The sequence below is a fragment of the Pseudomonas sp. Xaverov 83 genome (assembly GCF_019352905.1).
Classification (GTDB): Bacteria; Pseudomonadota; Gammaproteobacteria; order Pseudomonadales; family Pseudomonadaceae; genus Aquipseudomonas; species Aquipseudomonas yamanorum.
The window spans coordinates 114,305-134,096 of record NZ_JAAAFU010000081.1; the positions used below are offsets into that span (position 1 = coordinate 114,305).

The window sequence follows — 19,792 nt, forward strand, 5'->3', positions numbered from 1 at the left end:
GTGGCTTCAACGAACGTTCCGGAACAACATCAACCGCGCACTCTCATGCAGCCCCCGAGTCAGTCCCTGCAGGCGCTGAAACTCTTCCGGGTATTCCTGGGCTACATCTTCCCTCGGTGTTTGCGACGCCAGGTCATGCAGGGTCGGCGAGCTGCCGTCGTGTTCCATTTGCAGCAGGAAGTCTTTAGTCACGCCACCGATCAGCGGGAACGTGCCCTCGCGCAATACCAGCGGCACCACGCGCTCGCCTTCCGGCGCAGGCTGCTGGATATCTCGCCCCATCGCGCCATTGCGGAACGGAATGCCCGCCATGCCGGCGACGGTCGGTAGCAGGTCCGCCAGGCCGACGGCTTCTTCGATCACCCGGGGTTGCAGGCCGGGGGCGTGGATCATCATCGGCACGTTGTTGCTTTCCAGGCCAAGCTGCTCGAATGCCGGCGCCATGTGCGGAATCTGGCTGATGCGGGTGTTGTGGTCGCCGAAGAACACGAAGATGGTGTTGTCGTAGTAACCGCCGGCCTTGGCGATTTCCATCAGGCGGCCGATGTTGAAGTCCAGCAGGCGTACGGCGTTGTATTGCTCGACGCTGCGACTGCCCGCGGCCTGGACTTGCTCCACGGTCAGGTCGTGCACCTTGAAGCCATCGTTGGCCTTGGGGATGGTGAATGGGCGGTGGTTGCCGGAGGTTTGCAGGTAGGCGAAGAACGGTTGGTCCTTGGGGATGGCGCGCAGCAGTTCGTCGCCTTCCTTGAACAGGTCCAGGTCGGAAACGCCCCACACATCCACCCGTGGCGAGCGCCAGTGGCTTTCGTCATAGAGCTTCACGCCGTCGATGCTCTGGCGGATCAGCGCGTTGATATTCGCCCAGCCGGCATTGCCGCCGATCATGTAGAGCTTCTGATAATCCTCGAACGCGTTGATCAAGGTGTGTTGCCGGGTGATCAGCGGATTGCGGGTGGCGGTCTCCTGGCGGGTGACGTCGGGTACGCCGGTGATGCTCGCCCACACGGTTTTGGCGGTGCCGGTGACGGGCACGTAGAAGTGTTTGAAGAACCAGCTTTCCTTCGCCAGTTTGTCGAGGTTCGGCGTGGGGTTCAGCGGGTTACCGTAGGCGCCCACAGCGCTGGTGCCGAGGGATTCGAGCATCACGAAAATCACGTTCGGCGGGCGTTCGCCCTTGAGCCGATAAGGTTGCACGGCTTGTTCGCGGGCGAAGCTCAATTGCTCGGGATCGGGTTGGCTGACCCCCAGATAATTCGCAACTTCCGGGTAATACTCTCGCACCCGCGCCTCATCGAATTGAGACTGGCCGACCTTGAGGGTGTCGTACAGAAACAGCACCGGATTGAGGCCTACGGCAGCGATCTGGTTGTTGCCGGAAAAGAACGCATCGCTCCAGCGCAGGGGCACCGGGTTTTCGAGGTTGAGGTTGGCGACGCGGCCGAGCAGGGCCAGCAACACCGCGATCACGCCAACGGTGGCCACGGATGCAATGGTCAACTTGCCGATGGGTTTGCGTTCATCATTCAGGGTGATGCGTTCAAGACGAACCAGGGCATAGGTCCACAGGCCGACTGCGGTAAGCCAGCTCAAGGTTATCCACAGCACCGGGTAGGTTTCCCACACCATCTGCTGGGAAATCTGCGCGTCTTCCAGATAACGCAGCACCGTGGCATTGATGCGCACGCCGAGGTAGGCGTAGTGGCCGAAGTCGATGATGTACACCAGCCCGACGATGGCCAGCGCCAGCAGCAGATAACCCCGTGCCAACCAGCGCAGGGCGGGGACGGTCAGCAGGTTCCAGCGTGGCAGCCAGGCGAGCAGGGCCAGGGGCAGCAGGATCAGCACCGCCAGGCGCAGGTCGAAACGCAGGCCTATCCCGAAGGTTTCCAGCAGTGCAGGTTCCCTGAGGTCGACTCCGGAAAATCCCAATACAAACACCAGCCGCAGTGCGGCCAGCAACGCAAATACCAAACCGATCGCGCCCACGCCGTAGCGCAGGCGGCGCGAGTACAACCATCCCATCATTGACCTCTGTGCAGTTTTAAAAGAGGGCGCCAGGCAGCCATCGCCAGCATCCACAACCCGGCCACCAGGCAGTAGCCCGTCAGCAGTGGGTCGATCAGATAGTCCCAGTAGTTTTCCGAGGCCTTGAGCCGAAGCGCAAACGCCAGGGTGCCCGCCGCGAGCATCCACACCGCCAACGTATTACGCAGCCAGAGCATCAACAGCGCCGCCACGCCGATCAGCACAATCATCGGCCGAGGGTTGAAACCCCAGCGGTAGGGATCGAAATAGGTCAGGCCCATCGTCGCGGGGTACAGCACCAGGCTCAGGGCGCCAAACAGCAGCAACACCTGGACCTTCTGCGGGCGCTGGAGCGGTTGCACCACACCCAAATGGCACAGGCTGACCCATGCCAACAACACCAGGGTGCTGATGGCCAGGTCGTCGGTGAAGCTGCGCACATACGCCGCCAGCGGCAGCTCGTTGACCGGGATAAAACTCACCACCACCAACACCGGCAGCAACCACGGCCGCCAGGGCGCCATTACGCGTAGCAGGCTGAGCAGTACAAAACCCAACAGCACAAAGCTCAAATGGGCTTGCCATACAGAAACCATCACAGGCGCTCCGACAGCCAGGCTTCATTGAAGCTGACATGTTTGATAAAGGTGTTATTCCACGAGTACACCAGGTGGTACATGCCGTCCGGGCTACGGCTGAAGTACGGGTACTCGTATTCGAAATCGCAGCCACGGGGTTTGCACACCCGGTAATCCAGGCTGCTGAGGAAACGTTGCTCCAGCGGCAGGCGCAGGGCACCGCTGGAGGCGCGGAAGCCTTCACCGATAATTTCCTTGTAGGCTTCGGGGGAGAACGGTTGGCCCAATGGGTCGGGGGATTGGTCCAGTTCCACCACGGTGCGCCACTGGTTGAGCTTGGCATCGGTGCCGTACAGGCTCAGCTTGAAGCGACCGTCCTGCAGGTCGTTGAGGGCCACCAGCAAGCCGTCGCCTTCAGTGCTGACGGCTGCCAACGAGGAGTTGGGGTTGGACGGCTCCAGTGGGTAGGGCTCGCTCCAGGTTTGGCCCGCGTCTTCGGTGCGGCTGGCGAGGACCTTGTGATGGGTCTCGCCGGCGTAACGCAGCATGGCGATGGCGCGCTGGCCGTCCTGGGGCACGATGGTCGGTTGCAGCGAATTCTTCCCTCGGCTGATCCGGAATTTGTCGACCACCGCACCCTCGGGGCTCAAGTACAGGTACTCGGCGAATTTGCCCATGAACTCGTGGTACACCGGCAGGCCGATGGAACCGTCGGCGTGGAATACCGGCGCGGCGCGCACCAGCGTGCTGATGTTGAAAAACGGTGAAGTGACCAATTGCCGAGGTGCAGACCAGTGGGTGCCGAGATCGTCCGAGACCATCACGTTGATCGCACTGGTGGCCCAGCCGCCTACCGACACCGAGACGTAGAACATCCACAGGCGATTGTCCGGCGCCAGGGCGATCACCGGGTTGCCCAGCTTGCGGATGTAGCGGTGAGTGCCGTCGCGGGTGCTTTCCCGGGTAGCGAGTACTTGCTCCGGGCCCCATTCGGCGCTTTTGGCGTCAAAGCGCGCGGTGCGCACTTGCACATCGGCGGCACCTTCGCGAGAACCGGCAAACCACACGGCCATCAGGTCGCCGCCGGGCAGCGCAGTGACCGAGGAGGAATGCACAAAGTCATTGAGCTGCGAAGAGACAAAGCGACTGCTGTATTGCGGGGCGGCCGCTGTTGGCGAGGTGTCCTTGGGGCCTTGGGCAAACGGTGCCAGCACGTGGGGCGGATGGCTTTGCCAGGCGGCGAAAAATACCACCAGCAGACTGCAGATCATTAAAAGCGGGCGCATAGAGAACCTGTCGGAAAAAAGGATTACTGCGCACGGTCATCCGGCAGGCGCCTCCTGCGGCCGGTGAGCATGGATAAAGGCAGGTTGTCCCGCACCTGGATACTTTCAAACACCGCCGCCAGTACATGTACGCCCACCAGGCCGGCCAGCACATTGGCGGCGGTTTCGTGCAACAGCAGCGGCCAATCGGCGCCCCACAGGGCGTCGACTTCCTGCATCAAAAAGCCGCTGACACCGAGGGTCAGCAGCGCCAGCAACATCAGGATCATCACCAGCGCGCCGATGGGCGAATGGCCCAGGCGATGCTGTGGTCGGCGGTTGAGCAGTGAACGTACGTGGCCCTTGAGCCGTTCCAGCGTTGGCCAGAAGTCCGACCAGCGCGCGCTGCGCGGTCCGAAAAATCCCCACACCAACCGCACCAGCAACCAGGCCATGGCGTAATAACCCAGCCATACATGCCAGTCGTCGCCTGCTTCGTTGAAGAAGTAATTGGCTACAAAGACGCCGGCGATGGAGAGGTGAAACACCCTCACCACCGGGTCCCAGAGGCGCAGGGAGGTTGCTGGCATCAGCCCTTGATCTCAGTCTTCACGGCCTTGCCGGTGACTGGATCGTGGTAGATCTCGACCTTGCGCTTGTCCTTGTCAAAGCCGTAGATCTCGTAGCAGTTGCCATCGGTGACCTTGAATTTGCTGATCTCGTAGCCCTGGGCTTTCAGTTGCTCCTGAAAAACCTTCTGGTCCTGCCATTGCGAGCGCTCGGCAGTGGTGCATTGCGGGCCGGCGATGGCCATGGGGCTGGCGATAATCAGCGACAGCAAGAGAATTTTACGCATGGAAACGCTCTCAGCAGATGTGGGAGATTTCACTGTGCAAAACCAACCTTAGCGAAAGCTTAGTTGGCAACGGCCCGTAACATCTTTCCCAAAATGGCGCCGGCCGTTACGCGGCATCATGCGGCCGTTTCCTACAGAGAATCAGCTATGCGCCTGCTCCTTGTCGAAGATGATCGCGCCCTTGGCCAAGGGATCCGTGTAGCCCTGGGCGCCGAAGGCTACACCCTGGACTGGCTGCAGGATGGCGTCAGCGCCTTGCACGCGCTGCGCACCGAAAGCTTCGACTTGCTGCTGCTCGACCTTGGCCTGCCACGCCTCGACGGCCTGACCCTCCTGCAAACCCTGCGCGCCGAGCAATACGACCTGCCGGTGCTGATCCTCACCGCCCGCGACGGCACCGCCGAACGCATTGCCGGCCTGGATGCCGGCGCTGACGACTACCTGGTCAAACCCTTCGATGTCGAAGAGTTCAAGGCCCGCGTGCGCGCCCTGTTGCGCCGCAGCCTGGGCCGGGCGCAGCCGTTGCTGGAGCATGCGGGCGTCAGCCTGGACCCGGCGACCCAACAGGTCAGCTATCAAGGCGAGGACGTTGTGGTCACGCCAATGGAATACCAACTGCTGCATCAACTGATGGTGCGCCCCGGCAAAGTCGTCACCCGCGAACGCCTGTCCCGCGCGCTGTATGGCTGGCAGGACCGCGTCGAAAGCAACACCCTCGAAGTCCTTATCCACAACCTGCGCAAAAAACTCTCCACCGAGCTGATCCGCACCGTGCGCGGCGTTGGCTACGTGGTGGAACTCAAGCCATGAACTCGGTCCGCGCGCGCATCCTCATCCCGGTGCTGGTGCTGATCCTGCTGGGCGATGGCCTGATCAGCTGGCTCGTCCTGCGGGACAGCCACCACGAAATCGAAGAAGTCTACGACGCCCAACTCGCCCAGAGTGCCCGCTTGCTGCAAGGCGTACTGCGCCAGCGCGACCCCGGCGATGCCGACTGGGAACGCCTCTACCAGGCCTTCGATCAAGCCATGAGCCGCGTCGGCGAAGACGGCGCGGCGCACCCTTATGAAACCCGCCTGACCTTCCAGGTATGGCGCACCGACGGCCAACTGCTGGTGCGCTCCACCGACGCCCCGATCCTCAACGCACCGCCCACCACCCTCGGGCCGCACGACCTGATGGAAAACGGCAACGACTGGTGCGCGTTCATGCTCGCCGACATGCAACAAGGTCTGTTGATCTGGGTGGGTGAGCGCGACGACATTCGCCAGGATGTGATCCAGCGCATCATTCGCCACACCCTCTGGCCGATCCTGATTGGCGTGCCGCTGCTGGCGGTGTTGATCTGGCTGACCATCGGCTGGGGCCTCAAACCCCTGCGCGCCATGGCCCAGGCAATTCGCGGTCGGGATAGCGAGACATTGCGACCGCTGCAACTTGAACCGTTGCCGGCAGACCTGGAACCGATGCAAACCGCGCTGAACCGCCTGCTGGTGCAGGTGGATGAGTTGCTGGAGCGCGAGCGACGGTTTATTGCGGATGCGGCCCATGAGTTGCGCACGCCGTTGGCGATATTGCGCATTCATGCGCAGAACGCCCAGAGCGCGGGTACCGAGGAGGAGCGGCGAGAGGCGTTGGACTTTCTGGTCAATGGCGTGGACCGGGCGACGCGCATTGGCAGCCAACTGCTGACCATGGCGCGGATTGAGCCACAGCTGAACAACACCGTTCGCCTGCGTATTTCGTTGACGGAGTTGGTACGCGAAGAGCTTGCGGAACTGACGCCCCTGGCGATGGAGAAGGGCGTTGAACTGGTGCTGGAAGGGGATGAGGAATGTTGGATTGAAACGGACCCGGTGGCGTTGGCGATTGCGCTGCAGAATCTGGTGACCAATGCACTGAATTTCTCGCCGGCGGGGAGTGAGGTGCGGGTGGTGGTACGGGGTTCGGATTCGGGAGTGGTGCAGTTGTGTGTGGAGGATGCAGGGCCGGGGATTGATGAAGGGGAGATTGAGCGGTTGTTTGAGCGGTTTTATAGTCGCGGGAATGCGAATGGGGCGGGGTTGGGGTTGGCGATTGTGCAGATGATCGTGGGGAAGATTGGAGGGCGGTTGGAGTTGTATAACCGGGAGGTGGGTGGGTTGTGTGCGCGGTTGAGTTTTAGCTCCTGTGGGGTGGAGCCGGTGGGAATACCACACCGTTGAAGGTGTGGGTGCAGCAGTTGCAAAACGGCTTCATGAGCGCGGGTGTCAGTTGCGCGTTAACCTTTTGCAGCAGGCCAGCCTCGTCGACGTACAAGCCGCTGTAATAGGTGGACTCGTCCGTTCGTACGTATTCTTTTTTGTCGCTTTCATGCAGGGCAACCATCCAGAATACAGGTTCCGGGCGGTCCAGGCGGGCGTTGGCTTCGCTGAATACACCATCCCAATGGTGGCCGACCTTGGACAGAAGAAACCGGAATAGTGGCGTGTAATCGAGACCGTGCCGGTGATGGCTATGCATTGATCCACGGCTGAGCATGGAATTCTTTTCGCTTTTACTATGGCGTTGTTGCCTGTAGGTGCGGCAACTGCCGTGACGCACGTTGTGCGTGCGGGTGTTGACTGAGCGGTAGAGAGGGGGCTTTTTCATTGGATTCCTTTATGGTTTCTTGGAGGATTGGGGCGGCCATGTGCCTTGGTAGCTGAAGGAGATTTGGTAATCGAAGTTCACGGGTTCAATTACGTGCTGGAAATGCGGTTGGATAGTCGCTATCCAGCTTGGGCGAACGTTGAACACGTCCGCATATATCGCCGTTTCTTGACTCAACCCTAGTGTTTCAAAAAAGCTCTCCGCGTCATCAATATCTGCCGAGTATTCATCTGCCTTCACGTAATTGCTTTGCTTGTCGTACCAACGCAATCTGACTTTCATAACCATGATGTGTTTTCCACTTTATCTGTATATGCGGCGTTCGGGTTTTGCTCGACCTCGGCGCTCACCGGTGTAGGGATCGAATGCGCCTAGGTGGGCAAGGTCACTGTTTCGATAGACTTCTAATTCGCCTTTCTTGGAATCCCACTCAAATATTTTCCTCCCTTTGGCATCTATCCAGCGCTCGCGTAAGCCGCTACCGCCTTTTCTCGGTGTCACGGGTCTTTGGTCTATCAGACCTGGAAAGCCTGTTATGTCTGCAGCGTTGGGGGCCGGGAAATAATCATGGTCCGGGTTTTTAAGCCCCTTTCGTGGTTCGTTAACCACCACATACAGTGGCCGAACCCCCGACTCCACCGGGAACACCAGAATGAAGTCCCGATACTCCGGCGGATAAATCGGGCTCACCAAAATCTGTTTGGCCGCCTCAGTCGGCGGATAGATCCACATCACCGGTGCTTGCGGCGTGGCCTCCAACGCCGGGATGCCAAGGGTGTCGCCAGGATCAATGGCTGGCGTCCAAATCAGCTCTACACCCTCGCCGAGATCCGCCACGAACTGCCTGTCACGACTCTGAAACTGCACCACATCGATCATCTGCCAGTCGGCATTGTTACCGGTGTAAAACCCATACCCCTTGAGCGTCCCGTCGGCTTGTTGCTCGATGTGCAAACGCATCCGCGAGCGAGCTTTTTGCAGGTGACGAAGCTGCTCTTCGCTATAAAGCGCACTGTCGCCAAGCTCCGACGGCCATGCCAGCGCCACCAGCCCTGCAAGCAAACCCCCAGCGGCGGTACCGACCGCCGCAGCCGCTGACTCCAATGCCGCTGTGCGCAGTACAAGCTGGCCAAGCCCCATGGGCAGGGCGCTACCGCTGATTTTTCGGAGGGATACACCGCCGTGGCTATCCACCTCCCGTCCGCCTAACAGCGTGAAGTGGCCGTAGTCCTTGATCAGCTCAAGCGGCACATAACCGGTGGGGTTGTTGTAGCTGATGATCCCGTCGGGCAGATGGCACGACTTGGCGAACACATGGCCTGGAATCTTCGTGGGTTCAGGCGTGGGCGCGGGAGGCGCCTCATACAAATCAATGAACGGTGAATACGGAATCTGCTTAGGCTGCGGCGTCAGAATTCGCCGTTTCAGCTGCTCTTCTTCGGTAATTGGATACGCGCGCTCTGTCATGACGACTCACTTCCTTGTGCAAGGAAGCGAGCCTATGAGAGCGGAGAAGAACCTGAAATTCTCGTTGTTCGATGGTATGCGTGGGAAAAGTCACTTTATCAATCGCTACATTGAGCCAAGCGCGCTTACTCTCCCTGATCGCGCTGTATCTCCGCGCCCAACTGCGAGGCTTTATTACGTAACTCCTCCAACCGGTCGTTCAACTCTTTGTATCCTGGCTTCCAGGAAAAGACGCCGTCTACGCTGCTTTGGCCAAGAATGAGGTCATTGAACGAGCCCATCCCACCGTATGCGGAGCGTAGATAGGTGATTCCGGAGTAATCGGATGCCTGCAACAAGGTTTTGGCCTTACGCATCCATCGGCTCCAGTGGTTGTCCCCGTCGCTTTCCAGCAGGATGGCAAGTTCCTCAAGAACATCAATTAGCTCTGCGGTTTTCGGACCCATAGTGGGAAATCCTTAAAAACGGAGGTTTCGTAACGGGTCAAAGCACATGCCTGGAAATCACCCTCGATATCTCAACAATCGACGTCTTCCCCGTAAACTCAAACTTCACTTTCCCTACCGCTGAAAAGTAAATCTCCAGCTCCGAATCCAGATCAAACGTCCCGGACGTTTCCACTGAATACGCGACGATATTTTTGTACGGCAGTGAAGTGAAGTCCTTCTTGCTGCCGGTAATGCCTTGCACGTTCACCGCGATGATGCGCTTGGTGGTGAACACCACCCCATCGCGCATGGCCTTGTAGGAGTCGATCACCTGTTCATCATCCAGCAGCAGGGACGAAACGCGTTCGGCGTATTCGTCGTTTTGTTTGAGTTTGAAGAAGCCTTTGTTGTTGAAGTCGATCATGTGCCTTTCCTTGGGTGAGCGGTGCGGTAAACGCACGCGCCGGTGTATGACGTTTTGCTCGCGGATCTGTATCTAACGGGCTCCTTTTTATCGCCCTACCATGACGCCCAACAATTCGCCGATCACTACAAAGTTTTACGTCATCAAGGAGCCACACCATGCCCGAACTCTCCAGCCTGCTTGCCTACGGCCTGATCTCTCTCGGCATGGTGCTGACGCCCGGCCCGAACATGATTTACCTCATTTCGCGGTCGATCTGCCAGGGCCGAATGGCCGGGCTGATTTCCCTGGGCGGCGTTGCATTGGGGTTTGTCGTTTATATGTTCTGCGCGGCATTGGGCATCACGGCATTGGTGATGGCGGTTCCCTATGCTTACGACGCGCTGCGACTCGGCGGGGCGTTGTATCTGGTGTACCTGGCTTGGCAAGCGGTCAAACCGGGTGGCCGATCGCCGTTTCAGGTGCGGGACTTGCCCAAGGACAGCCCGCGCAAGCTGTTCATGATGGGCTTCGTCACCAACCTGTTGAATCCCAAAGTGGCGGTGATGTATCTGTCGTTATTGCCCCAATTCATCGACCCTGACGGGCATGCCAGTGTGCTGTCGCAGTCCTTGGTGCTCGGCTTTACGCAGATCATGATCAGTGTGAGCGTCAACGCGTTGATTGCCCTCATGGCGGGCTCGATCGCAGGGTTTTTCATCCGCAAGCCCGTCTGGCAAACCGTGCAGCGTTGGTTGATGGGCTCGGTGCTGATGGGCCTGGCTGTGCGCATGGCGGTAGAGGGGCGGCGGTAACTCAGGCGTTACAGGATGGCTTTCAGATAATCCTTGAGTGCGTTGAGCGGGGCATTGAGTTCTTCGAGTGTCGTCGCTTGGCGCACATCCACCGCGAGCCGTTGCAGCTCGCGGCCCATCACGGTGTTTGCACCGCCCAGGGATTCGAGGGACAGCGCCAGGCACTCGTCGATCTTTTGCAGGATGGCGTTGAGGTCGCCCTTGCGAACCAGCAAGCCAAACACTTCCCGCTCATAGCCGTCCATGACCGGGTCATCCCGCAGAATCGGGCTCGCGCCTTCGGTCTCGTGCACCAGCTTGAGCGCAAAAAGCGCAACAGCTTCCAGCGTCAGTTCCATGGTCAAGGTTTCTCTTCTCTCGCGTTCGCCCGCCCATCATCACTTTCCTGCAGGCGAAAAAAAAGACCTTGAATTTCAAGGTCTTTTTTTAAGATGGTGCCCCGAGGGAGACTCGAACTCCCACTCCTTTCGAAAACGGATTTTGAATCCGCCGCGTCTACCAATTCCGCCATCAGGGCTCAATGGCGGCGAAGTATAGAGATGAGATTACCGTTGGTCAATCACGTTTCATGGTCAATTTTCACTATTTCCGCTAGACTTCCCGGCCCTGCTAGACGAACCCCATCATGCGCGTTGCTGACTTTACTTTTGAGCTCCCTGATTCGCTGATCGCTCGCCACCCTTTGGCCGAGCGTCGCGCCAGTCGACTGCTGACCCTGGACGGGGTCAGCGGTGCCCTCGCACACCGTCAATTCACTGATTTGCTTGAGCATTTACGCCCGGGCGACTTGATGGTTTTCAACAATACCCGGGTGATTCCGGCACGGCTGTTTGGCCAGAAAGCGTCCGGTGGCAAGCTGGAAATTCTGGTGGAGCGGGTGCTGGACAGCCATCGCGTGCTGGCCCATGTGCGCTCCAGCAAGTCGCCGAAACCGGGTTCGAAGATCCTTATCGATGGCGGTGGCGAAGCAGAAATGCTGGCCCGTCACGATGCGTTGTTCGAGCTGGGTTTTGCCGAGGAAGTGTTGCCGCTGTTGGAGCGTGTCGGCCACATGCCGCTGCCTCCTTATATAGACCGCCCCGACGAAGACTCGGACCGCGAGCGTTATCAGACGGTGTACTCCCAGCGCCTGGGCGCAGTGGCTGCACCGACTGCGGGGCTGCATTTCGACCAGCCGCTGCTGGATGCGATCGCTGCCAAAGGCGTTGAAACGGCCTATGTGACCCTGCACGTGGGGGCCGGCACGTTTCAGCCGGTGCGTGTGGATAACATCGAAGACCACCATATGCACAGCGAGTGGCTGGAAGTCAGCCAGGAAGTCGTGGATGCGGTTGACGCGTGCAAGGCGCGTGGCGGGCGGGTGGTGGCGGTCGGTACGACCAGCGTGCGCTCGCTGGAAAGTGCGGCACGTGATGGCGTGCTCAAACCGTTCAGTGGCGACACCGATATCTTTATCTACCCGGGCCGGCCGTTTCATGTGGTCGATGCCCTGGTGACCAATTTCCATTTGCCGGAATCCACGCTGTTGATGCTGGTGTCGGCATTTGCCGGTTATCCCGAAACCATGGCCGCTTATCAAGCCGCCATCGATAACGGATACCGTTTTTTCAGCTACGGTGATGCGATGTTTATCACCCGTAATCCGGCGCCGCGCGGCCCAGAGGAACAATCATGAGTCGTATGTCGTTTGAATTGCTGGCCACGGATGGTAAAGCTCGCCGCGGCCGTTTGACTTTCCCTCGCGGTACCGTCGAGACCCCGGCCTTTATGCCGGTCGGTACCTACGGCACGGTAAAAGGCATGCTGCCGCGTGACATCGTCGCCACCGGCGCCGAGATCATCCTGGGCAACACCTTCCACCTGTGGCTGCGCCCGGGCACGGAAGTGATCAAGAAGCATGGCGACCTGCATGACTTCATGAAGTGGCAAGGCCCGATCCTTACTGACTCGGGTGGTTTCCAGGTGTTCAGCCTGGGCGCGATGCGCAAGATCAAGGAGGAGGGCGTGACCTTCGCCTCCCCGGTGGACGGCGCCAAAGTGTTCATGGGGCCGGAAGAGTCGATGCAGGTCCAGCGAGACCTGGGCTCCGACATCGTGATGATTTTCGACGAGTGCACGCCGTACCCGGCCGATGAAGACGTCGCACGGATCTCCATGGAGCTGTCGCTGCGTTGGGCCCAGCGCTCGAAAAGTGCCCATGGCGATAACACCGCTGCCCTGTTCGGTATCGTGCAGGGCGGCATGCATGAAAGCTTGCGCAAGCGCTCGCTGGAAGGCCTGGACAAGATCGGTTTCGACGGCTTGGCCATCGGCGGTCTGTCGGTGGGCGAGCCCAAGCACGAGATGATCAAGGTGCTGGACTACCTGCCGGGCCTGATGCCGGCTGACAAACCTCGTTACCTTATGGGCGTTGGCAAACCAGAAGATCTCGTAGAGGGTGTGCGCCGCGGTGTGGACATGTTCGATTGCGTGATGCCAACCCGTAATGCCCGCAATGGGCATCTGTTCATCGATACAGGCGTGCTGAAGATCCGTAACGCGTTCCATCGCCATGATGAATCGCCGCTGGATCCTACCTGTGACTGCTACACCTGCCAGAACTTCTCGCGCGCTTATCTGCACCATCTGGACAAGTGTGGGGAAATGCTGGGTAGCATGTTGAATACCATCCACAATTTGCGTCACTACCAAGTCCTGATGGCTGGTTTGCGCGAGGCTATTCAACAGGGTACATTGGCCGCCTTCGTCGATGCCTTCTATGCCAAGCGCGGGCTGCCTGTGCCGCCCTTGGACTGAGTTTTCCGACCCTAAGATTCACTATTTGCAACTGGAGTGCTAAATGAGCTTTTTTATCTCTAATGCCATGGCTGATGCCGCTGCACCGGCCGCTGCCGGTCCTATGGGCGGTGGTTTTGAGTGGATTTTCCTGGTCGGCTTCCTGGTCATCTTCTACCTGATGATCTGGCGTCCACAGGCCAAGCGCGCCAAAGAGCAGAAGAACCTGCTGGGCAGCTTGCAGAAAGGCGACGAAGTCGTGACCACTGGCGGCATCGCCGGCAAGATCACTAAAGTGTCCGACGCTTTCGTGGTTCTGGAAGTCTCCGACACCGTAGAAATGAAGTTCCAGAAGGGCGCCATCGCCGCCACGCTGCCAAAAGGCACGCTCAAAGCGATCTAAGTAACAACCTTTACCAATCGACGGGGCGCGCAAGGCGCCCCGCGTTATAAGCGGGCGGCGTGATGCTGAACAAATACCCTCTGTGGAAATACGTACTGATCCTGGCGGTGCTGGCGATCGGTTTTATTTATTCCGCTCCCAATCTCTATCCTGATGACCCGGCGATCCAGATCACGGGTGCCAGCACTGCGTTGCAGGTCAATCAGGCTGATCTGGACCGCACGAGCAAAGCGCTCACCGACGCGGGCATCCAGGTTAAAGCGGCAACCTTGGCAGCTGACGGCAAGGGCGGTTTGTTGCGCCTGACCAAGCAAGAAGACCAATTGCCGGCCAAAGACGTTGTGCGCAAGATCATGGGTGATGACTACGTCGTCGCACTGAACCTGGCACAGACCACACCAAAATGGCTGCGCGCGATTGGCGCGCACCCGATGAAGCTGGGTCTGGACTTGTCCGGTGGTGTGCACTTCCTGCTGGAAGTGGACATGGACAAGGCCCTCGACGCTCGCCTGAAAGTCTATGAAGGCGATGTGAAGAGCCTGCTGCGTAAAGAGCGCCTGCGTTATCGCAGCCTGCCGCAGCTCAACGGCGCCATCCAGCTGGGCTTTGCTGACGAAGCAACCCGCGAACAGGCCCGTGCACTGATTCGCAAGAACTTCAACGATTTCGACATTGTTCCGGCCGACCTCAATGGTCAGGCGGTACTGCGTCTGGCGATGACCCCGGCCAAGCTGGCGGAAATCCGTGAATACTCCATCAAGCAGAACTTGACCACGGTACGTAACCGCGTCAACGAGCTGGGTGTGGCCGAGCCTATCGTTCAGCGCCAGGGTGCCAACCGCATCGTGGTTGAACTGCCGGGCGTGCAGGACACTGCTGAAGCCAAGCGTATCCTGGGCAAGACAGCCAACCTGGAGTTCCGTCTGGCGGCTGAGCCGGGTGCTACCCGCACGACTGCTGAAGAGTTCGAGTTCCGTGAAGGCAATCGTCCACCTGCACTGATCGAGCGTGGCTTGATCATCACCGGTGACCAAGTTACCGACGCCAAGGCCGGTTTCGGCGAACACGGCACGCCTGAAGTGAACATCCGCCTGGATGGCCACGGTGGCGAACTGATGAGCCGCGCAACCCGCAGCAACGTCGGTCGCAGCATGGCGGTGATCTTCATCGAGCAGCGTCCTGTCACCACCTACACCAAGCAAGTAGTCGACGGCGTAGAGAAAGACGTACCGGTACAGACCTTTAAAGAAGAGAAGAAGATCATCAGCCTGGCGACCATTCAGTCGCCGCTGGGTGCTCAATTCCGCATCACTGGCCTGAACGGCCAGGGTGAGTCGTCCGAACTGGCGCTGCTGCTGCGTGCCGGTGGCCTGGCGGCCCCGATGTACTTCGCTGAAGAACGTACCATCGGCCCGAGCCTGGGTGCTGACAACATCACCAAGGGTATCGACGCTGCACTGTGGGGCATGCTGTTCGTCTCCCTGTTCATCATCGCCATCTACCGCTTCTTCGGCGTCATCGCTACCGTCGCACTGGCGGGTAACATGGTGATGCTGCTGGCCCTGATGTCGCTGCTGGGTGCAACGCTGACCCTGCCAGGTATCGCCGGTATCGTACTCACCATGGGTATGGCGGTAGATGCCAACGTACTGATCTTCTCGCGGATTCGTGAAGAGATTGCTGCGGGCATGACCGTACAGCGGGCAATCAACGAAGGCTTCGGCCGGGCATTTACTGCAATTCTCGACTCCAACCTGACCACTCTGTTGGTCGGCGGGATTCTCTTTGCCATGGGCACCGGCCCGGTCAAAGGTTTTGCGGTGACCATGTCCCTCGGTATCTTTACCTCGATGTTCACGGCCATCATGGTGACCCGCGCAATGGTCAACCTGATCTTTGGCGGACGTGACTTCAAGAAGTTGTGGATTTAAGGGGCTGCCATGTTACGTACAATCAACTTCATGGGCGTTCGCAACGTTGCGTTCGGCTTCACCATGCTCCTTACCGTTCTGGCGTTGTTCAGCTGGTTCCATAAGGGCCTGAACTACGGTCTGGACTTCACCGGCGGTACGCTCATCGAGCTGACCTACGAGAAGCCGGCCGACGTTAGCCTGGTGCGCAACGAGCTGGTCAAGGCCGGCTATCACGAAGCCATCGTCCAGAGCTTTGGTGCAACCACTGACCTGCTGGTGCGTATGCCGGGGGAAGACCCGCAACTGGGTCACCAGGTAGCCGAGGCCTTGCAGAAGGTCGGCGGCGACAACCCGGCCTCGGTCAAGCGCGTCGAGTTCGTGGGCCCGCAAGTGGGTGAAGAGTTGCGCGATCAGGGCGGCCTCGGCATGCTGATGGCGCTGGTCGGCATCATGATCTACCTGGCTTTCCGCTTTCAGTGGAAGTTCGGTGTCGGCGCCATTGTGTCGCTGATCCACGACGTGATCGTGACCGTGGGCATCCTGGCCTACTTCCAGATCACCTTCGACCTGACTGTATTGGCGGCGGTGCTGGCGATCATTGGTTACTCCCTCAACGACACCATCGTGGTATTCGACCGGGTTCGTGAGAACTTCCGGGTACTGCGCAAGGCGACGTTGATCGAGAACATCAACATCTCCACCACTCAGACCCTGCTGCGAACCATGGCAACCTCGATCTCCACCTTGCTGGCAATTGCCGCGCTGATGGTGTTCGGTGGCGATAACCTGTGGGGCTTCTCGCTGTCGCTGTTCATCGGCGTACTGGCGGGTACCTACTCGTCGATCTACATCGCCAACGTGGTACTGATCTGGCTGAACCTCAACAGCGAAGACCTGATCCCTCCCGCCAGCACCGGCAAGGAGGTCGACGACCGCCCTTGATGGGTGTTTGTTGATCTGCTGTTACAAATAAGGCGCGAGTATTGAACTCGCGCCTTTTTTTTTGCTCCAAGGCTGGGTATAGCGCGGATCGTTCGGTCCGTTTGTGATGGTCAGGAGGTTCACGTGAACAAGTCGTTACTGGTTGGTGCGGTATTGGGTGCTGTCGGTGTGACTGCCGGGGGTGCTGTTGCCACCTACAGCCTGGTAAAAAGCGGCCCTGAGTATGCGCAAGTGCTGGCGGTGCAGCCGGTGAAAACCCAGATTAAAACCCCGCGTGAAGTCTGCAAGGACGTTGCCGTAACCCGGCAGAAGCCTGTGCAGGATCAGCACCAGATCGTCGGTACGGTGGTTGGTGCGCTGGCGGGCGGCCTGTTGGGTAATCAGGTCGGCGGCGGCAATGGCAAGAAGCTGGCCACGGTGGCCGGTGCGGTTGGTGGCGGTTATGCCGGTAACAAGGTTCAGGAAGGCATGCAGAACCGCGATACCTACACCACTACGCAAACCCGTTGTAACACTGTTAACGACATCAGCGACAAGGTTGTCGGGTACGACGTGCGTTACACCCTGGACGGCAAGGAAGGCTCTGTGCGCATGGATCGTGATCCAGGCAATCAGATCCCGGTCGACAAGGAAGGGCGCCTGGTTATCGGTCAGAACCAGCCGCAGCAGTAATTCCAGATATAAAAAAAGCACCCCGAGGGGTGCTTTTTTGTGCTCGCTCGCTTAGCGCTTCAGCGAAGCCGGCAGGTGCGGCTGGATCGCCGTCAGTACTGCCTTGAAGCATTTGGTGTTGCCGGCAACCACGTGGCCCTTCTCCAGGAAGTCGTGACCGCCGGTGAAGTCGCTCACCAAACCGCCCGCTTCTTGAATCAGCAGAGCACCTGCAGCCATGTCCCACTCGGACAGGCCCGACTCCCAGAACGCATCAAAACGACCGGCAGCGACATAAGCCAGGTCCAGGCTGGCTGCACCGGCGCGACGGATGCCGGCGGTCTGGCCAACCAGGGCGCGGAACATGCCCAAGTAGTTTTCCAGGTTGTCCATCTGGTCATCACGGAACGGGAAGCCGGTACCCAGCAGGGCGCCGTCCAGGCTGGTGCGACCGCTGACACGCAGGCGACGACCGTTCAACTGGGCGCCACGGCCACGGCTGGCGGTGAATTCTTCCTGGCGAACCGGGTCCAGAACAACGGCGTGCTCCAGGCGGCCACGGTATTTGCAGGCAATGCTCACGGCAAAGTGCGGGATGCCGCGCAGGAAGTTGGTGGTGCCATCCAGTGGGTCGATGATCCACAGGTAGTCTTCGCCTTCGCCGCTACCTTTGTGCAAACCGGTTTCTTCACCGAGGATGCCGTGGGTAGGGTAGGCCTTGCGCAGCGCGTCGATGATTTTCTGCTCGGCGGCGCGATCCACCTCGGATACGTAATCCTTGGCGTCTTTTTCGTCGACCTTGATGGTATCCAGGCGCTCGATGGAGCGGAAGATCAATTCACTGGCGCTGCGGGCGGCGCGCAGCGCGATATTCAGCATGGGCTGCATGGATGTGTCACCTAAGGTTGTTAAAGAAAGCCGAGCATTCTAGCAGAAACTTTCTTCAGGTGAAGGACGACGTTACCTTTCATGGCATAACCTTAGGCTGTTCTGTAAGATTTGCTCCCCTTTCCCGTGTCCGAGAGCGCCTCCCTTGCTGCAAAACATCCGTGTCGTCCTCGTCAATACCAGTCATCCCGGCAATATCGGCGGCGTGGCGCGAGCCATGAAGAACATGGGGCTGACGCGCCTGGTGCTGGTGGAGCCGCGTGTGTTCCCGCACCACGAGGCCGATGCTCGCGCGTCCGGTGCCAATGACATCCTCGAAAAAGCCCAGGTCGTCGCCACGCTGGAAGATGCTCTGGTCGGCTGCAACCTGGTGCTCGGCACCAGCGCTCGCGACCGTCGCATCCCCTGGCCGCTGCTGGATCCTCGCGAATGCGGGACCAAAGTCGTGGAAGAGGCCGCCGGCGGCGCTGAAATCGCCTTGGTATTTGGCCGTGAAGACTCCGGCCTGACCAATGAAGAGCTGCAGCGATGTCATTATCACGTGCACATCCCATCAGACCCTGAGTTCAGTTCGCTGAACCTCGGGGCAGCGGTGCAGGTGTTGAGTTATGAAGTGCGCATGGCCTGGCTGGCCGCTGAAGGCCAGCCAAGCAAGGTAGAGAAGGACGAGGTTGCATCGACCAAGAGTGGCGAGTTGGCCACCATGGACGAGCTGGAGCGGTTCTATGAGCACCTGGAGCAAACCCTGGTGGCCATCGAATTCCTCGATCCGGAAAAGCCACGGCACTTGATGGCGCGCCTGCGTCGGTTGTACGGACGCAGCTCGGTCAGCCGGGCGGAAATGAATATATTGCGTGGCATCCTCACGGAAACCCAGAAAGCGGCCCGTGGCGAGCTTCTTAAGCGGAAGGATTAAAAATGTTCGAGCGTTTGCGAGAAGATATCCAGAGTGTTTTCCACCGTGACCCGGCGGCGCGCAACGCCTTTGAAGTGCTGACCTGCTACCCGGGCATGCACGCGATCTGGATCCACCGCCTGTCTGGTGCCTTGTGGAATATGGGGTGGAAATGGCTGGCGCGGCTGGTCTCCAACTTTGGTCGCTGGTTGACCGGGATCGAGATTCATCCGGGCGCCAAGGTTGGTCGCCGCTTCTTTATCGACCACGGCATGGGCATCGTTATTGGTGAAACTGCCGAGATTGGTGATGACGTAACCCTGTATCAGGGCGTGACCCTGGGCGGCACCACCTGGAACAAAGGCAAGCGTCACCCGACGCTGGAAGATGGCGTTGTAGTAGGGGCGGGCGCCAAAGTCCTCGGCCCGTTTACCGTCGGTGCAGGCGCCAAGGTCGGTTCCAACGCCGTGGTGACCAAGGCCGTACCGCCTGGTGCAACGGTTGTCGGCATTCCGGGGCGGATTATCGTCAAGCCGGAAGTCGGTGATGAGCAGGAAGCCAAGCGCAAGGCCATGGCCGAGAAAATCGGTTTCGATGCCTATGGCGTCAGCGAAGACATGCCCGACCCGGTGGCGCGCGCCATTGGCCAATTGCTGGATCACCTGCAAGCGGTGGATGGCAAGCTGGACGGTATGTGCGGTGCCCTGAAAGACCTTGGCAGCAACTACTGCGCCAAGGACTTGCCTGAGCTGCGCACCGAAGACTTTGCCGAGATCAAGGACGAAGGTACCGCCACCAAGGCGGGCTGAAGTCTCGCAATCACTGCAAAACCCATGTGGGAGCGGGCTTGCTCG

The 19,792-nt window shown here is 59.3% G+C and carries 23 protein-coding genes and 1 tRNA gene; 11 read left to right on the forward strand and 13 right to left on the reverse strand.

Features of this window, described 5'->3' with window-relative positions:
* Nucleotides 1–6 precede the first annotated feature (6 nt).
* From K0H47_RS26815 to K0H47_RS26835, 5 genes are read right to left on the reverse strand one after another with little or no spacing between them, the layout of a single operon-like run.
* Complete coding sequence (locus K0H47_RS26815) at nucleotides 7–2,025, reverse strand: LTA synthase family protein (protein WP_218263887.1); 2,019 nt, start codon at nucleotides 2,023–2,025, stop codon at nucleotides 7–9.
* A complete protein-coding gene (locus K0H47_RS26820) occupies nucleotides 2,025–2,624 on the reverse strand; it encodes a hypothetical protein (RefSeq protein ID WP_219273897.1) in 600 nt (199 codons plus the stop codon). Before K0H47_RS26820 ends, K0H47_RS26815 begins: the two co-directional genes overlap by 1 nt.
* Nucleotides 2,624–3,892 (reverse strand): exo-alpha-sialidase, encoded by a 1,269-nt coding sequence (locus tag K0H47_RS26825; RefSeq protein ID WP_257626750.1) that lies wholly within the window; start codon nucleotides 3,890–3,892, stop codon nucleotides 2,624–2,626. Before K0H47_RS26825 ends, K0H47_RS26820 begins: the two co-directional genes overlap by 1 nt.
* A 23-nt stretch (nucleotides 3,893–3,915) precedes the next feature.
* A complete protein-coding gene (locus tag K0H47_RS26830; protein WP_093201418.1) occupies nucleotides 3,916–4,461 on the reverse strand; it encodes a cytochrome b/b6 domain-containing protein in 546 nt (181 codons plus the stop codon).
* Entirely contained in the window at nucleotides 4,461–4,727 is a 267-nt protein-coding gene (locus tag K0H47_RS26835; RefSeq protein ID WP_017476120.1) for a PepSY domain-containing protein, read from the reverse strand. The genes K0H47_RS26830 and K0H47_RS26835 overlap by 1 nt, the downstream gene beginning before the upstream one ends.
* A 147-nt stretch (nucleotides 4,728–4,874) precedes the next feature.
* Between K0H47_RS26835 and K0H47_RS26840 the strand changes: the two genes are divergently transcribed.
* On the forward strand, nucleotides 4,875–5,537 hold the full coding sequence (locus tag K0H47_RS26840) for a response regulator (RefSeq protein WP_201141075.1): 663 nt from the start codon (nucleotides 4,875–4,877) through the stop codon (nucleotides 5,535–5,537).
* Nucleotides 5,534–6,931: a sensor histidine kinase gene (locus K0H47_RS26845; protein WP_219273898.1), complete on the forward strand. Its 1,398-nt coding sequence runs from the start codon at nucleotides 5,534–5,536 to the stop codon at nucleotides 6,929–6,931. The genes K0H47_RS26840 and K0H47_RS26845 overlap by 4 nt, the downstream gene beginning before the upstream one ends.
* Here the strand turns inward: K0H47_RS26845 and K0H47_RS26850 are convergent.
* From K0H47_RS26850 to K0H47_RS26870, 5 genes are all read right to left on the reverse strand, one after another.
* Nucleotides 6,888–7,358, reverse strand: coding sequence for a hypothetical protein (locus K0H47_RS26850; RefSeq protein WP_219273899.1), 471 nt, complete (start codon nucleotides 7,356–7,358; stop codon nucleotides 6,888–6,890). The two genes, K0H47_RS26845 and K0H47_RS26850, sit on opposite strands and share 44 nt — an antisense overlap.
* Nucleotides 7,359–7,367: 9 nt before the next feature.
* Complete coding sequence (locus K0H47_RS26855; RefSeq protein ID WP_008438442.1) at nucleotides 7,368–7,646, reverse strand: colicin E3-like toxin immunity protein; 279 nt, start codon at nucleotides 7,644–7,646, stop codon at nucleotides 7,368–7,370.
* A 15-nt stretch (nucleotides 7,647–7,661) separates the two neighbouring features.
* Nucleotides 7,662–8,825 (reverse strand): S-type pyocin domain-containing protein, encoded by a 1,164-nt coding sequence (locus K0H47_RS26860; protein WP_219273900.1) that lies wholly within the window; start codon nucleotides 8,823–8,825, stop codon nucleotides 7,662–7,664.
* Nucleotides 8,826–8,950: 125 nt separating this feature from the next.
* Nucleotides 8,951–9,271 carry a hypothetical protein gene (locus K0H47_RS26865; protein ID WP_063033002.1) on the reverse strand — a complete coding sequence of 107 codons (321 nt, stop codon included), beginning with the start codon at nucleotides 9,269–9,271 and terminating at the stop codon, nucleotides 8,951–8,953.
* A gap of 37 nt (nucleotides 9,272–9,308) precedes the next feature.
* Nucleotides 9,309–9,677 carry a PH domain-containing protein gene (locus tag K0H47_RS26870; RefSeq protein WP_093201401.1) on the reverse strand — a complete coding sequence of 123 codons (369 nt, stop codon included), beginning with the start codon at nucleotides 9,675–9,677 and terminating at the stop codon, nucleotides 9,309–9,311.
* A 158-nt stretch (nucleotides 9,678–9,835) separates the two neighbouring features.
* Between K0H47_RS26870 and K0H47_RS26875 the strand changes: the two genes are divergently transcribed.
* Complete coding sequence (locus tag K0H47_RS26875) at nucleotides 9,836–10,471, forward strand: LysE family translocator (RefSeq protein WP_177070773.1); 636 nt, start codon at nucleotides 9,836–9,838, stop codon at nucleotides 10,469–10,471.
* 8 nt (nucleotides 10,472–10,479) lie between these two features.
* Here K0H47_RS26875 and K0H47_RS26880 read toward each other — a convergent pair whose 3' ends face one another.
* Nucleotides 10,480–10,809 carry a hypothetical protein gene (locus tag K0H47_RS26880; protein ID WP_219273901.1) on the reverse strand — a complete coding sequence of 110 codons (330 nt, stop codon included), beginning with the start codon at nucleotides 10,807–10,809 and terminating at the stop codon, nucleotides 10,480–10,482.
* 94 nt (nucleotides 10,810–10,903) lie between these two features.
* Nucleotides 10,904–10,988: transfer RNA gene (locus K0H47_RS26885), tRNA-Leu, on the reverse strand.
* A gap of 108 nt (nucleotides 10,989–11,096) precedes the next feature.
* On the opposite strand from K0H47_RS26885, the gene queA reads away from it, so the two are divergent.
* The 6 genes from queA to K0H47_RS26915 all read left to right on the forward strand — a co-directional run bounded on the left by queA (nucleotide 11,097) and on the right by K0H47_RS26915 (nucleotide 17,176).
* On the forward strand, nucleotides 11,097–12,146 hold the full coding sequence (gene queA, locus K0H47_RS26890) for a tRNA preQ1(34) S-adenosylmethionine ribosyltransferase-isomerase QueA (protein ID WP_093201386.1): 1,050 nt from the start codon (nucleotides 11,097–11,099) through the stop codon (nucleotides 12,144–12,146).
* A 5-nt stretch (nucleotides 12,147–12,151) separates the two neighbouring features.
* Nucleotides 12,152–13,267 carry a tRNA guanosine(34) transglycosylase Tgt gene (tgt, locus tag K0H47_RS26895; protein ID WP_219273925.1) on the forward strand — a complete coding sequence of 372 codons (1,116 nt, stop codon included), beginning with the start codon at nucleotides 12,152–12,154 and terminating at the stop codon, nucleotides 13,265–13,267.
* Between the two features lie 43 nt (nucleotides 13,268–13,310).
* A complete protein-coding gene (gene yajC / locus K0H47_RS26900; protein ID WP_003175975.1) occupies nucleotides 13,311–13,649 on the forward strand; it encodes a preprotein translocase subunit YajC in 339 nt (112 codons plus the stop codon).
* A 62-nt stretch (nucleotides 13,650–13,711) separates the two neighbouring features.
* On the forward strand, nucleotides 13,712–15,580 hold the full coding sequence (gene secD, locus K0H47_RS26905; protein ID WP_219273902.1) for a protein translocase subunit SecD: 1,869 nt from the start codon (nucleotides 13,712–13,714) through the stop codon (nucleotides 15,578–15,580).
* Between the two features lie 9 nt (nucleotides 15,581–15,589).
* Complete coding sequence (gene secF, locus K0H47_RS26910; protein WP_003210311.1) at nucleotides 15,590–16,504, forward strand: protein translocase subunit SecF; 915 nt, start codon at nucleotides 15,590–15,592, stop codon at nucleotides 16,502–16,504.
* 123 nt (nucleotides 16,505–16,627) lie between these two features.
* Nucleotides 16,628–17,176 carry a glycine zipper 2TM domain-containing protein gene (locus K0H47_RS26915; RefSeq protein ID WP_003210309.1) on the forward strand — a complete coding sequence of 183 codons (549 nt, stop codon included), beginning with the start codon at nucleotides 16,628–16,630 and terminating at the stop codon, nucleotides 17,174–17,176.
* A gap of 51 nt (nucleotides 17,177–17,227) precedes the next feature.
* Here K0H47_RS26915 and suhB read toward each other — a convergent pair whose 3' ends face one another.
* Nucleotides 17,228–18,043 (reverse strand): inositol-phosphate phosphatase, encoded by an 816-nt coding sequence (gene suhB / locus K0H47_RS26920; protein ID WP_003175971.1) that lies wholly within the window; start codon nucleotides 18,041–18,043, stop codon nucleotides 17,228–17,230.
* A 145-nt stretch (nucleotides 18,044–18,188) separates the two neighbouring features.
* Between suhB and trmJ the strand changes: the two genes are divergently transcribed.
* Together trmJ and cysE are read left to right on the forward strand one after the other, a co-directional pair.
* Entirely contained in the window at nucleotides 18,189–18,959 is a 771-nt protein-coding gene (gene trmJ, locus K0H47_RS26925) for a tRNA (cytosine(32)/uridine(32)-2'-O)-methyltransferase TrmJ (protein WP_003210307.1), read from the forward strand.
* A 2-nt stretch (nucleotides 18,960–18,961) separates the two neighbouring features.
* Nucleotides 18,962–19,747 (forward strand): serine O-acetyltransferase, encoded by a 786-nt coding sequence (gene cysE / locus K0H47_RS26930; protein ID WP_219273903.1) that lies wholly within the window; start codon nucleotides 18,962–18,964, stop codon nucleotides 19,745–19,747.
* The last annotated feature ends 45 nt before the right edge of the window (nucleotides 19,748–19,792 follow it).

Bases quoted from the DNA above. Each gene is read 5' to 3' on its own strand.
- K0H47_RS26870 (WP_093201401.1), bottom strand. From the start codon at position 9,677: ATGATCGACTTCAACAACAAAGGCTTCTTCAAACTCAAACAAAACGAC.
- queA (WP_093201386.1), top strand. From the start codon at position 11,097: ATGCGCGTTGCTGACTTTACTTTTGAGCTCCCTGATTCGCTGATCGCT.
- K0H47_RS26855 (WP_008438442.1), bottom strand. From the start codon at position 7,646: ATGGTTATGAAAGTCAGATTGCGTTGGTACGACAAGCAAAGCAATTAC.
- K0H47_RS26865 (WP_063033002.1), bottom strand. From the start codon at position 9,271: ATGGGTCCGAAAACCGCAGAGCTAATTGATGTTCTTGAGGAACTTGCC.
- K0H47_RS26850 (WP_219273899.1), bottom strand. From the start codon at position 7,358: ATGAAAAAGCCCCCTCTCTACCGCTCAGTCAACACCCGCACGCACAAC.
- K0H47_RS26845 (WP_219273898.1), top strand. From the start codon at position 5,534: ATGAACTCGGTCCGCGCGCGCATCCTCATCCCGGTGCTGGTGCTGATC.
- secD (WP_219273902.1), top strand. From the start codon at position 13,712: ATGCTGAACAAATACCCTCTGTGGAAATACGTACTGATCCTGGCGGTG.
- K0H47_RS26880 (WP_219273901.1), bottom strand. From the start codon at position 10,809: ATGGAACTGACGCTGGAAGCTGTTGCGCTTTTTGCGCTCAAGCTGGTG.
- K0H47_RS26830 (WP_093201418.1), bottom strand. From the start codon at position 4,461: ATGCCAGCAACCTCCCTGCGCCTCTGGGACCCGGTGGTGAGGGTGTTT.
- K0H47_RS26835 (WP_017476120.1), bottom strand. From the start codon at position 4,727: ATGCGTAAAATTCTCTTGCTGTCGCTGATTATCGCCAGCCCCATGGCC.
- cysE (WP_219273903.1), top strand. From the start codon at position 18,962: ATGTTCGAGCGTTTGCGAGAAGATATCCAGAGTGTTTTCCACCGTGAC.
- K0H47_RS26840 (WP_201141075.1), top strand. From the start codon at position 4,875: ATGCGCCTGCTCCTTGTCGAAGATGATCGCGCCCTTGGCCAAGGGATC.
- K0H47_RS26825 (WP_257626750.1), bottom strand. From the start codon at position 3,892: ATGCGCCCGCTTTTAATGATCTGCAGTCTGCTGGTGGTATTTTTCGCC.
- tgt (WP_219273925.1), top strand. From the start codon at position 12,152: ATGTCGTTTGAATTGCTGGCCACGGATGGTAAAGCTCGCCGCGGCCGT.
- secF (WP_003210311.1), top strand. From the start codon at position 15,590: ATGTTACGTACAATCAACTTCATGGGCGTTCGCAACGTTGCGTTCGGC.
- K0H47_RS26820 (WP_219273897.1), bottom strand. From the start codon at position 2,624: ATGGTTTCTGTATGGCAAGCCCATTTGAGCTTTGTGCTGTTGGGTTTT.
- K0H47_RS26860 (WP_219273900.1), bottom strand. From the start codon at position 8,825: ATGACAGAGCGCGCGTATCCAATTACCGAAGAAGAGCAGCTGAAACGG.
- K0H47_RS26815 (WP_218263887.1), bottom strand. From the start codon at position 2,025: ATGGGATGGTTGTACTCGCGCCGCCTGCGCTACGGCGTGGGCGCGATC.
- suhB (WP_003175971.1), bottom strand. From the start codon at position 18,043: ATGCAGCCCATGCTGAATATCGCGCTGCGCGCCGCCCGCAGCGCCAGT.
- yajC (WP_003175975.1), top strand. From the start codon at position 13,311: ATGAGCTTTTTTATCTCTAATGCCATGGCTGATGCCGCTGCACCGGCC.
- K0H47_RS26875 (WP_177070773.1), top strand. From the start codon at position 9,836: ATGCCCGAACTCTCCAGCCTGCTTGCCTACGGCCTGATCTCTCTCGGC.